8 protein-coding genes are annotated in these 12,620 nt (G+C 43.5%); 4 read left to right on the forward strand and 4 right to left on the reverse strand.

The features are described 5' to 3' along the window. Positions 1 to 135 precede the first annotated feature (135 nt). Positions 136 to 1,431: a hypothetical protein gene (locus tag B9G53_RS09570; protein ID WP_094531564.1), complete on the reverse strand. Its 1,296-nt coding sequence runs from the start codon at positions 1,429 to 1,431 to the stop codon at positions 136 to 138. Between the two features lie 83 nt (positions 1,432 to 1,514). Between B9G53_RS09570 and B9G53_RS09575 the strand changes: the two genes are divergently transcribed. Beyond that, the gene (locus B9G53_RS09575) at positions 1,515 to 2,315 is read left to right on the forward strand and encodes a DUF1997 domain-containing protein (RefSeq protein ID WP_094531566.1); all 801 of its coding nucleotides are present in this window, start codon (positions 1,515 to 1,517) and stop codon (positions 2,313 to 2,315) included. 39 nt (positions 2,316 to 2,354) lie between these two features. Next, positions 2,355 to 3,050 (forward strand): GvpL/GvpF family gas vesicle protein, encoded by a 696-nt coding sequence (locus B9G53_RS09580; protein ID WP_094531568.1) that lies wholly within the window; start codon positions 2,355 to 2,357, stop codon positions 3,048 to 3,050. Positions 3,051 to 3,065: 15 nt separating this feature from the next. On the opposite strand, the gene B9G53_RS09585 is transcribed toward B9G53_RS09580, so the two are convergent. Then, the gene (locus B9G53_RS09585; protein WP_254923608.1) at positions 3,066 to 4,862 is read right to left on the reverse strand and encodes a ShlB/FhaC/HecB family hemolysin secretion/activation protein; all 1,797 of its coding nucleotides are present in this window, start codon (positions 4,860 to 4,862) and stop codon (positions 3,066 to 3,068) included. A gap of 372 nt (positions 4,863 to 5,234) precedes the next feature. Here B9G53_RS09585 and B9G53_RS09590 point away from each other — a divergent pair, with 372 nt between their 5' ends. Beyond that, positions 5,235 to 8,525, forward strand: coding sequence for a DUF4347 domain-containing protein (locus tag B9G53_RS09590; RefSeq protein ID WP_094531570.1), 3,291 nt, complete (start codon positions 5,235 to 5,237; stop codon positions 8,523 to 8,525). 109 nt (positions 8,526 to 8,634) lie between these two features. Then, positions 8,635 to 9,852, forward strand: coding sequence for a M20 family metallopeptidase (locus B9G53_RS09595; protein WP_094531572.1), 1,218 nt, complete (start codon positions 8,635 to 8,637; stop codon positions 9,850 to 9,852). Between the two features lie 32 nt (positions 9,853 to 9,884). On the opposite strand, the gene B9G53_RS09600 is transcribed toward B9G53_RS09595, so the two are convergent. After that, the gene (locus B9G53_RS09600) at positions 9,885 to 10,829 is read right to left on the reverse strand and encodes a serine protease (RefSeq protein ID WP_094531574.1); all 945 of its coding nucleotides are present in this window, start codon (positions 10,827 to 10,829) and stop codon (positions 9,885 to 9,887) included. 104 nt (positions 10,830 to 10,933) lie between these two features. Then, a partial coding sequence (locus B9G53_RS09605; RefSeq protein ID WP_094531576.1) for a CHAT domain-containing protein occupies positions 10,934 to 12,620 on the reverse strand: 1,687 nt, incomplete at its 5' end.

Here is a 12,620-nt window from a genome sequence, read left to right on the forward strand (position 1 = left end):
TTTGATTTTCGATGATTTTGATTTTCGGTAATTATTTTACCCTTCCATTACGAGCGGAATGTAGGTTTAGATAAATGCCAAAAGCGATCGCCTTAGCATCAAGCTATAAAACAGCGATCGCTTAAAGCCAAAAATCTACAGACCTTTGTTTTCCTTGAGCATTTTTGCATATTCTTGATCCGCCAAATCTTGCTCAGTGGTGTAGGCAAGATTATTTTGATCGATCGCCTCTTGCTTCATCGCAAAAGTACGCGCAAAATTTAGCTTTTCGCGCAGAGTTGATGATGCATTTTTTAATTGCTCAGCACGGGCGGCGCGTTTTTGGTTGCGATCGCCTATACCTTTATTCAGATATTGCAAGACAAAATAGCGTACCGCAGGTGTAGATAGGAATAGCACCGCATAGCCCAACAGGAAACCGTAAGCAGCGTTGATAAATCCTAAAAACCCGACAAGAGACTTGGCAAGTCGTGGATCATTGATCAAGCTGCCCAAATATAGTGAGGCAACTAGATAAAAAATGCCTAAGCCAATAGATAAAGCAATTTTGCCTTGAGGAGCTTGGCTAAATTTCCAGAGTTTTTCTTGCAAATAAGAACTGGTAGTTTTGGCTTTGCGCTCAGAGGCAACTTTTTGCAATTCAGGAAACTTATAGGCAAGGGTTCCTGCATCGCTGACTTCGGGAAACCCGTTAAATTTTGATAGTACGGGAATCACAAAATATTCATCACCCTCTAGGCGGCTAGTTTCATCAAGGTAGGGTGCAATTTGTTCGGCGATAACCACACCATTATTACTGCGAATCATGGTCGCAATCTCTCGCCAACGGCGTTCTTCGAGGTCAGAGTTAGGGTTACCATCACCAAATAAAAATGAAAATACGCTTTCTAAAAAGCCCATGTCATTGGGATCGCGTTTACGAACCTGTTCTGGCTCGTAGTAGTAAGGATCAAACATGATAAATGGGTTGCCGAAAGGATTACCCCAGCCGCCGAGCCAAATAAATCCACCGCCACCGCCGCGATTATCGCTACGGCGATCATCGCGATCATTGTCACTGCGTCCTTGACTTTGGATGGCGATCGTCGCGGCAATAATGCCCAGTACTACGATCAAAATCGATACAATCAGCAAAATGCCAAAGGAAATACGGATCGCGTAAAACACCCATTTCCAAGCACCCTTAAGCCATTCTTTGACCTGTAGCCAAAATGAACGACTGACAAGGACTTGACGGAAATTTGGTGCAAATTTGTAGGCAATCTCGCCCGACTCAGCAACTTGGAGATTGCCACCAGTTTCCGAGGCAAGCGCCAGCACTTCGCGTTGTGCTGTATTGAGATCAAGTCCAGACTGTGCCGCCACATCACCTATCGTGACCCGATAGTTGAGCTTTTCGACGGCTTCCATCACTGCTGTACGCGGAGCCATATGCTTTCCCTAATCGAACTTCTAAGACTATTATGATGGAAATAGTTAACAACTAGCGCATCAGCAATTTTAGGATATCCGTCATGCAGCAAGAACCAATGCGATCGCCTGCAAATCAAGATTTCATTTCCGAGTCAACAGGGGAAGAGGACTCTGAGTTTGTGTTAACAGCCGAACAGGAAGCCGCCATGCTGGCTGAATATGGCAATACTGATGATTCGCAGTTTGATCTTCAAGATCCTGACGATGAGACTGAGCAAGGACAAAACTTAGCTAAAGCCACTGACGTAAACGACGATTTCCAACATTTTCATAATCATTACATTGGCAACATGGAACTGTTGTCTGATAAAACCACTGTGATGAAATATTTTGACGCTCATCAGGGATGGTTTCGGCGGTGCGCTCACCCTTTTAAAGCTGATCCAATTGGAGAAACGGGCTATGCAATGGGTATAGGCAAAGTGGGAGCCTTGGGTTTTCAGGTTGATGCCAGAGTGGGGCTAAATTTGCTGCCCCCCGATCAAAATTGTGTTTATCGGATTGTGACGATTCCCATTCCTGAGCAAGCACCGCAGGGTTATGAAGTGGATTTCCAAGCGGAGATGCGTTTGGCAGAGAAGGCTTTGGAACTGAGAGCAGGGGAAAAGCTTGGTTATGAGCCAGTAATCACTAGTGTCGAGTGGGATTTACATCTTACGGTTTCCCTACATTTTCCTGCCTTCATTCAGCAACTAGCCAAGGATATGATTCAGAAAACAGGTGATAGTGTGTTGGGATTCATTGTGCAGCGTGTCTCTAAAAGCTTGACCGCAAAAGTGCAAGATGACTTCCATAAGACCCATGAAATCAAAGTTCCCAAACAAATTAAGCTCAGAAGATAACCTTTGTCCAAGGAAAAAGGAAAAAGGAAAAGGGAAAAAATGCTTTATACTTTTGCGATTTTGCTTCCGCCAGCACCAGATGCGCGACCGTTGGGAATTACGGGCAAGCCTATTCAATATTTGCAATGTGATCGCCTAATTGCGGCGATCGAGCCAGACATCGATATTGAGGCGTTGAAGCTTTTGCCTGAGCAATCTTTGATGCAAGTCATTATTCAACACGATCGCCTAATTTGTGAATTATTTGATGAGCGCACGCTTTTGCCTTTGCGTTTTGGAACGGCGTTTGTATCTATTAGTGCCTTAGAAACTTATTTACAAGAAGAGGGTGAAAGATTATTAGCTAGTTTGGATAGACTAGATGGCTATGCCGAATTTCTAATTACTGGTTCAGCGATCGCCCCCAAAGCGGAAGCTGCTACAAACCTCAAAGGTAAGGATTATCTCCTAGCTAAGCGATCGCAATATTTGCAACAGGAACAATGGCGATCGCAGTTACAACAGGAAGTTCTCGATTATCGCCAGACGATTACTGACAGCTTAAATCCTGAGCTCTATAAACCTGAATTTCAGCATGTAGAAACTCAAGGTTCTGAAGACGTTCGTGTTTATGCATTATTGCCGCGATCGCAGGTCGAGTATTTGCAAGTAGCCTTGCGATCGTGGGAAGAGCAGCATTCCCATTGGCAGATCTCATGGAGTAATGCTTTGCCGCCTTATCATTTTTTGGATTAAGACACCTTTTTATTTTTAAAATTGGTAGCCGATGCTGAAATACAGTGATGATTCTTGTAAATTAGAGCCGCGATCGCTGAGGTTCACAAAGGGAATTGCATAATCTAGACGCAAGTTGAGCCGTTTAATTGGCTCAAATATAATCCCTAACCCACCACCTGCTAAAAAGTTCTGATTGGGTAGCATGTTAAGGTTTCTGGAGTTGTTCCAAACTGTACCGAGATCGACAAAAGGAGCTAACTGGAGAATTGTGCGACCTTCTTCATTTCGCGCCGCCACAAATCGGCTCTCCAAAGAAAGGCGGATACCGTTATCACCTGAACGCGCATTTTGACGGAATCCCCGCACCGATTGCCCTCCTCCAATCACAAACTGCTGCGATGGCAGAAGTGGATCAGCCGAGAGTTGAGTATCTAACGATCCAATCAAAATTGTGTCAGTGCCAAGAACCTGAACTCGTTGAATCTGTCCTAACCAGCTAAGGAAAGCTGCACTAGGATTGGTAACAAAAGTTGCACCAAATAGTCCTGTCCCAAGACTAAACTGCGATCGCAATGACCACACTCCTTCAGTATCTCGACTAGTATAGTCTTGTCCAAATTTAAATACACTGGTGCGACTAGTCCCATCGGCTTCGGAGCCAATCCCAAATGGCACAGCCAGATCGTTAAATAGGAATGTTTGACCTCTTTGATATTCATAGCCTAGAGACAGCGCAAATTCTTCACGAGGATTGCGAATTAAGGGCTGACGATATGTAGCGGCGTAAACTTCATTGTTGCCGCGAATATTGAAGACATCAAATGGGGACTGGGTAATGCGATAGTTGCTGGGTGCAAATCGAAGTGAGACATTTCCATTCATCGGGTTGACGGGAATGCTAAAACCAAAATCATATTGGTTAGAGCCGCCTGTGGTGGTTCGGTAATAATTGGCGGTAAATACATCTCCCAATCCGAACAGATTGCGGTAATTTAGTCCCGCACCTATGCGTTCCGAACCAACCGCAGGTGGAGAGAAGTTATCAAAACTGACAGAACCTGAAAGTTGATTTGCTTCGACAATGGTAATCGTGAGAATACTCAAACCAGCTTGACTACCTGCTTTGAGGCTAGCCTCTACGCTCGTGAAATTGGGGTCAGCCCGCAGGAGACGCAATTGATCTTCTAGGTTGTTGGCGTTGAGAGGAGTGCCAATTCCTAGTTCAGTTCGCGATCGCACATAGTCAGGATTGACTGCATTAACACCTAAAATGTCGATTCTTTCAATTTTCCCTTCTAATACCTGAATCTTAGCAATGCCATCAACCACGCTTTGAGGGGTATATATTGCTTGCGAAGTGACATAGCCATTACTAACATAAAGCTGTGTAATGACATTGGCGGCAGCCGTTAATTGCTCTTCATTAACTTCCTTACCTTCGAGAGGCTTAAGGATAGGATCGAGTTTGTCAGCATCAAAAACGGTGCTACCAGTAACTTCAATTTTTGTGATCAGAATTGTTTGAGCAATCTGGTTTTGGGAAATTGGAGAAAGCGTAGAAAAATGAGGAGTTACATGGTTTAAATTAGAATTTTTTACCTCTATCTCTGACGGCGATAAAATTACTTGAGAAGAAGAAGTCAGAGGAGAAGAAGCTAATTCTTTTGTAGGAGTAATATTGTTTGATAGTGAAGGCATTAATTCTGAGGAGACGGGATTAGCCTTAACTGTTAATGGGTAATTTGTGCCTGTCAATATAAGCGTAGAAATACCTAATGTCACTTTGTAAGACATTGCTTTGACTTCTATTCTTGCATTTTTTATGATCATAATTATTGTCTTCCTCACTGACATTGGAGATTTTAGCATATACATAAGTAGGTTTTTGAAATTAAATATTAGGATGGTTTATGTTGCACTAACACATACTATATTTAATTAATCTTTCTTACTTAGAAATTACGCAAAAATGAATAAAGGTTGACGTTATTTTATAGGAGTAATTCATGAATTACCTCTATATTTTGTTCTTCTGCATAAGTCCTAATATTGATTAAATATTTAGCTATGTAAATTGAGTAAAATAAATTTTATTAAGGCTATCGATAGATCGACTTAATAAACTTAATAAGTAGAGATTAATAATGTAAATTAAATTCTAAGGCATGATAAATTTTGATTTAGTAGTTACTGGAGATTAGTATGAAGTCAGCTTTAGGTATATTTTGGACAACCGTGATCGCCCTATCTCCAGCCCTATTGCTGACAGTCCCAGTCACTGCCCAATCGATTCCCATCACTGCCACCCAAGATGGTACAAATACCGTCGTTCTGCCTAATGGACAGAGATTTGACATAACAGGAGGAACCCAAGCTGGCTCAAATCTATTCCATAGCTTTCAACAATTTGGCTTGAATCAAGGACAAATAGCTAATTTTCTGAGTCAAACAAACATTCAAAATATTCTTGGACGAGTAGTTGGAGGTGATCCTTCGGTCATCAATGGACTCATTCAACTGACAGGCGGTAATTCCAATCTGTACATCATGAATCCTGCAGGGATAATCTTTGGGAATAATGCGAGTTTAAATGTACCAGCATCCTTTACAGCTACTACCGCAAGTGGGATTCAGATTGGGAATGGTTGGTTTGGTATGAATACCAGTGCCAGTGATCTCCAAAATCTCACTGGCACTCCCAATGCATTTGCTTTTACCAGTTCTGCTATTGCCAATAACCAAAGTCAAACTTCAGGTGTAATTCTCAATCAAGGAAATCTGAATGTTTCACAAGGAAAGAGTATTTCCCTAATTGGGGGGATAGTTATCAATACAGGAGCGATCGCAACAGCTAACGGCACAATCAATATCGTGGCTGTTCCTGATGGCAAGTATGTGCGGATTACGCCTGAAGGTGGGGTTCTCAGTTTCGATCTACCGATCGCTTCTCAGCAAGAATTAGAAAATACCAAACCAATCACAGGAATTGATTTACCTAAGTTACTGTCTGGGTCAGGAATCACTGCACCGACAAAAGCGGGAGAGGCGATCGCTACGGGTAATCTCAATGCGGCAAATATCAATGTCCTTGCCAACCGTTACGACACCACTCAAGCTTCTTTGAATGCCACTAATATCCAACAGGGTTGGAATTTTGTGTTCATCGACAGCACCGTTAAGAATTATCAAACCTTACTGGATGGCACTAAGGGCGGTAGCAGTGTCACGGTGATTAATCCTGATCAGTATGGGATTGCTCAAGTCACAGCAACTTTGGCTAGTGTGACGGGTGCAAATAGTTTGCACATTGTATCTGAAGGGGATGTAGGTAATTTCTGGCTGGGCAAGGATTTTGTCAGTACTGAGAATATTGCTAAATATGCCAATGATCTCCAAGCATGGAAAACGGCTCTATCTCCAGCGGCGAATATCTTGCTCTATGCTTGTAATTTGGCGAGTGGAGAGAATGGGGCGGCGCTGGTTCAGGCGGTGAAGAACTATACAGGTCATGATGTCGCGGCTTCGACAGACCTCACAGGTAGTAGTAATCTTGGTGGTAACTGGAATCTAGAGTATCAGACTGGGAAACTGAATACAGGAGTGGTGTTTAGTTCTGAAGCTCAGAATCGTTATAACGGTAGACTTGTCACATTTACGACTACAAATATTAATGATTCTGGAACAGGATCTTTGAGACAAGCAATTCTTGATGCTAATGCTCTAGCGGGTGCTGATGACATTCGGTTTGACCCGAATGTGTTTAATGGCGCTCAAGCTGCGATTACCTTAGCATCAACTTTGGCGATTAATACCACTACTGGAGGTCTGACCATCAGTGGTGCATTTGGAGCCAGCAATGTTACGGTGAGTGGCAACAATGCAGTGCGAGTGTTTGATATCACTGGTAATGGCAATACCACGTTTGATAGTTTAAGGATTATTAATGGAAGAGTAACAGGCGATGGTGGTGGAATAAACAACAATGGAACTGGAACCTTGACCGTTACCAATAGTACTGTGTCTGGTAATACAGCAACTAATAATAGTGGAGGCGGTATTTTTAGCAATGGGAACTTGACTATCAATAACACCAGTGTGTCAGGTAATACTGCTGCTAATAGTCCTGGTTTTAATGGTGGTGGTGGCATTTTTATCAGCAATGGAACCGTGACTCTCATCAACAGTACTGTTAGCAATAATTCTACTAGTAATAGAGGTGGTGGGATTAATAGCGTAAGTGGAAATGTAACTCTCAACAACAGCACTGTATCAAGCAATACGGCTGGTCAAAGAGCTGGTGGCGTTTACGCCTTGGGAGGTGGGACTATGAATGTCATTAACAGTACTTTGTCTGGTAATACTTCTGGCACTACTGGTGGTGGGATCTATAGCAACGGTGGTCCCATAGTATTCACCAATAGTACAGTGTCAGGGAATACTGCTAATGATGGTGGTGGCATTTATAGCTTTGGAGGCATAACCCTCACAAATGTGACTGTGTCGGGGAATAAGGCGAATAATGATGGTGGTGGGATTTTTAACGTAGGTACTATTACGACGATCGCTAACAGCACAATCACAAACAATACTGCCGATGCCGATAACAATAACTCAGGCAATGGGGGCGGGATTTTGAACGGCGGCGGCGCAGTTACTATCAGGAACTCGATTATTGCAGGCAACTTTGACACTCCTAACAATGCAGGATTAGGAGTAAAAAATCCTGACGTTAGTGGCATATTTATTGATAGTGGTAACAACTTGATCGGCGATACAACTGGTAGCGCAAACTTTACCGTCAGCACTCTAGTTGGCACAGCCGCCAACCGCCTCAATCCCCAACTTGCACCCCTTGCCAACAATGGCAGCTTAACCCAAACCCACGCCCTCCTACCCAATAGCCCAGCCCTAAATGCTGGTAATAATGCTAATGCCCCAGTAGGTAACGATCAACGCGGTGCAACCCGTATTTTTGGTGGCGTTGTCGATATTGGTGCATTTGAATCTCAAGGTTTTAGCCTCACACCTCTCGCCAACACCACACCCCAGAGTACCAACATCAACACCAGTTTTCCTCAACTGCTAGGCGTACAAGTCACCGAAAACTTCGTGAATAGCCCAATTCCTGCACCAAATATTCTCGTCACCTTTACTCCATCGTCTAGTAGTGCCAATGGAGTATTTGCAGGAAATACCAATATCCTCACTAATAATCTTGGCATTGCCTTAGCTCCAACATTTACCGCCAATGGAATTCCAGGCAGTTACGAAGTTACAGCAACAGCAACAGGATTTAAGCCTGCTACTTTCACACTTACCAATAAAGTTGCAGGTGGATTTGGAGGTGTATATCCTAGTCGAGAGGATTTAGAAGGACGCTCTCTCAAATTAGATGAGCAAGACTTAGAAGTGAGTTTCACACAGGTGCTATGCCTTGACGAATCTCTCACAAATGAGCAGACTACTTCCATTCCCACTTGCAAAAAGCCTTGAAACAAATCTCCTTCCAAGGAAATGGACGACGCTGAGATTCCCCCCCTTTCCTTGGATTTGATTGTTATATTGAAATTAGTAGTCTCTGCAATTTCAATATAACAATCTCATGACTTTTGCGACCACCGCCTCGCCCACCCATACTAACTTCAAGATTCGTGCCGATATCCTCGATCTGCAACCTAGTCTCGTGCAATGGCGGCGAGACTTTCATCGCTTTCCTGAGCTTGGGTTTAAAGAAAAGCGCACGGCTAATGCGATCGCTGAAAAATTGACGGCTTGGGGGATTCCTCATCAAACAGGTATCGCCAAAACAGGTATCTTGGCAACGATCGCAGGTAAGAAACAAGGAAATAACAAAGTCCTCGCGATCCGTGCTGATATGGATGCACTACCAATTCATGAAGAAAATATCATTAGTTATAAATCACAAATTGATGGGCTGATGCACGCTTGCGGTCATGATGGACATACAGCGATCGCCTTGGGTACGGCAAAATATCTCTGGGAACATCGTGACGATTTTAGTGGCATGGTGAAAATTATTTTCCAGCCAGCCGAAGAGGGACCGGGGGGCGCAAAACCAATGATCGAGGCAGGGGTGTTAGAAAACCCTAAAGTTGATGCTGTGATAGGTTTGCACCTATGGAATAATTTGCCACTTGGTACGGTCGGTGTGCGAAGTGGCGCATTGATGGCTGCAACGGAATACTTCTATTGCAAAATTATGGGACGGGGTGGACATGGCGCACTTCCCCATCAAACTATTGATTCGATTTTAGTCGCGGCTCAAGTGGTAAATACCATTCATAGCATCGTTTCCCGCAATGTTAGCCCTCTCGAATCTGCTGTTATTAGCATCGGCGAATTTCACGCAGGTTCCGCCACAAATATTATTGCTGATTCCGCAATGATTAGTGGCACTGTGAGGTTTTTTAATCCTGAAGTTGGTGCAAAGTTAGTATTACGTTTGGAAGAGGCGATCGCTGGTGTTTGTGCGGCTCATGGTGCTTCCTATGAGTTGGACTACACCAAGCTCTATCCACCTGTGATCAATGATTATGCGATCGCTGAGTTAGTTCGCTCTGTTGCCGAAACCGTCATCGAAACTCCCGCAGGAATCGTTCCTGAATGTCAAACGATGGGCGGTGAAGATGTCTCTTTCTTTTTAGAAGCTGTTGCTGGTTGCTATTTCTTTCTTGGTTCTGCAAATCCTGATAAGGGTTTAGCTTATCCTCACCACCATCCTCGCTTCAATTTCGATGAGACGGTTCTCGCGACTGGGGTAGAGATTTTTGCTCGTTGTACCGAGAAGTTTTTGGGTTAGCCCACAAGTATCTCTAGCACTTGTAGACAGGGCTAATTACCTGTCCTTTTCTTTATCTCCGCTTCAATCCTGCTAATCTGTACTGCATAGTTTTCAAGTCCTTTACCCGTCCGAGACTTCAGCCCTGCCGCATGGAGTCCGACAATATGATAAGCACCATCAATCTTACCAATCAGTGCGGAACCAGAAGCCCCAGAGTTGGTGTCGCAATCATGCACAAACATACCATCCAATTCACCGACTACACTACAGCCAATATGAACACCAGCCGTCTCTCCTTTACCTGCTTGCAAGTCTGCATAGCGTTTCGGATCAGGATAATCGACTGAATAGCCTGTCACGAATAGTTTCTTTTTGTAGTCTTGCAACACTGAAAAAGAAAGTGATTTCCACTTCAGAAATCCATATTTCTCACCCAAAGGCTTGTTCAGTAACAAGATCGCCCAATCGTCTGCTGAGTTGTTTTCTGAATTCTTAGTTCCTGCAAAAACTTCTTTTACCACTGCATAGTCTGTCTTTTTCCGTAACCTTCCATTGATCAAGTTGGGTAAAAAGATCATTTTCTTGGCTAACTTGCCCCGATCGTAAACACAGTGAGAATTGGTTAACACATGGTAGTCTCCAATCAAGGTTCCTGTGCAAGCATATTTTTCATTTTTCTCCGTCAGTCCTACCACCTTACCCACGGTAGACCAAGGGTAATCTCGGCTCATCATGGGTTGGCGCTGATCAGCCCCAATTACACCACGATTAGAACTGGGCTGCTCCGATTGGCGCAATAGTCTAGGAACAAAGCCGTTGGGATTTGTGTTAAGGGTTTGCGATTGATTGATCTGTACAGGAGCGATCTCCTCCTGCGTCAGTAGCGCATCCAGTGATTGTGCCTCCGATGGAGCCTGAAGCATGATCCCGCATAAAGAGGCGATCGCGATCCCAAGCACAAATCCGATTAAAACTTTCCATGTTTTGACTTGCATAGCCTTATCTCTAAGTTTTAAGGTTAGATTTTCATTAGATTACGATCAAAGTTAAACGATTTATATATCGGTTACAGAATTTGCAACAATTTTTAGATGTTTTCTTATAGCCCATTACCGATCGCAAAAAATGCTGACCAATAATTTGGATGATTAAATTCCGATGATTTAATTAGAGAAACTTGTGCTCGTTGTAATGCTTCAGTAACCGTGACATCACCTTTTTGTAACTCCCTATAAAATGCTGCCATCAGAGCCTGTGTACCGATGTCATTAACTTTCCAGAGTGAGGCGATCGCATTTTTGGCTCCTGCTTTTTGGACTTGATAGCCAAATCCTAAAATTTCTACCCCATCACCGAGGTCGCCTAAGCCTGTCTGACAGGCACTAAGGACAATCAAATCGATATTCGGAATCTGCCAATCAGCAATCTCATTGAGAAAGATTTTGTCGCCATTGCCAAAGATAATGAAGGACTGATCGGGAGTACCTTTGTTAAATTCGGCATGGGTAGCGAGATGGAGAAGATTATGATTTTTGAATTTGGATTCGATCGCTTGGCGACTAAAGTTTTCTTCGATTAAGGTAACTGAGTTTTGAAAAGAATTTGCGATCGCTTGAACTTCTGTAAGTGTGGCAGGTAAACCATCTTGTCCAAACTTTTTATCGCCAGCTTTACCACCAAATGCTCCTGCGAGGATGTTGGGTTGAGTTTTGGGATTTGATGCAAAATCAAAGAGGCTGTAAGCGATGAGGTTACTAATTTGATATTTTTCTGCTAGCCATTGTTTCCCGTCATAGAGTGCGGCGATGGGAATGTATCGCAGTTGTCCATCGGGTGCATAGAGGATTGTTGTGGCTTTGGCTTGGACAAGTTCAACTTCGATGGGTTTAATCAGCAATTTGTAGAGTGTTGTCGCAGTCTCTTTGGCATCTTCGTTGCTAGGGTCAAGGAGTGCAGCTTTAAAATCAATCACTAGGGTTTCTAGTTCTTTTTGTGAGATTTTGACGGTGCGGCTGATGGGGGTGGTGTTGGGTGAGAAGAGGATGATTTCGAGTCTGTCGCTTAAAATCAAGGGATAAAGTAAGACTGTTCCTTGAGGGATTTTTTGGAGATAGTCAGGTACTTTGTTGATTTCTGATTTGGGAAGTTGTTGGATTTGATTGGCAAGTTGGCTGTTAATTTCAGGACTATTCTCAAAGCTAATAGCTCCAAGCTTTCCGCTCATAGCTTTCTCTGGATCTAAAAGTCGGACACCTTGAGCCGATCTATCGCTGCCTTTAATATTTTTGAAATAGTCTTCGAGTTCTTGGACTTTGAGGAGATCGAGGACTTGTAGGGCTTCCATAATGCGATCTTGCTGAATCAGTAGGTCGGCGAGGCGTTTATAGCTGCTAGAGACGGTTTCTAAATAGGATCTTTGGATATCTTTATCGAGTTTACTAATGTCTTTACGGATCGCTTCGCGGACGTTGATTGATTGTTTGTAAAAGAGAATGGCTAGTTCGGGGCGTTTGGCTTTGGATAATACACCTCCTAGATTTGCGAGAGCATAACCTTCGACATTTCTATCGCCGATTTCTCTAGCAATGTTCAATGCTTGCTGATAGGAAATCATCGCTTCGCGATCGCGATTTAGTTTTCCATAGGCAGTGGCTACGTTATGTAGAGCCTTGCCCTCACCATTACGGTCTTTGATTTCCCTCGTGATCGCTAAGTATTGCAGATGGAACTCGATCGCTTTGTCATATTTGCCGAGGTTTTGGTAMGCGATTCCCAGACTTCCCAGC

The organism is Pseudanabaena sp. SR411, assembly GCF_002251945.1.
Classification (GTDB): Bacteria; Cyanobacteriota; Cyanobacteriia; order Pseudanabaenales; family Pseudanabaenaceae; genus Pseudanabaena.

Bases quoted from the DNA above. Each gene is read 5' to 3' on its own strand.
- B9G53_RS09600 (WP_094531574.1), bottom strand. From the start codon at position 10,829: ATGCAAGTCAAAACATGGAAAGTTTTAATCGGATTTGTGCTTGGGATC.
- B9G53_RS09570 (WP_094531564.1), bottom strand. From the start codon at position 1,431: ATGGCTCCGCGTACAGCAGTGATGGAAGCCGTCGAAAAGCTCAACTAT.
- B9G53_RS09590 (WP_094531570.1), top strand. From the start codon at position 5,235: ATGAAGTCAGCTTTAGGTATATTTTGGACAACCGTGATCGCCCTATCT.
- B9G53_RS09580 (WP_094531568.1), top strand. From the start codon at position 2,355: ATGCTTTATACTTTTGCGATTTTGCTTCCGCCAGCACCAGATGCGCGA.
- B9G53_RS09585 (WP_254923608.1), bottom strand. From the start codon at position 4,862: ATGATCATAAAAAATGCAAGAATAGAAGTCAAAGCAATGTCTTACAAA.
- B9G53_RS09575 (WP_094531566.1), top strand. From the start codon at position 1,515: ATGCAGCAAGAACCAATGCGATCGCCTGCAAATCAAGATTTCATTTCC.
- B9G53_RS09595 (WP_094531572.1), top strand. From the start codon at position 8,635: ATGACTTTTGCGACCACCGCCTCGCCCACCCATACTAACTTCAAGATT.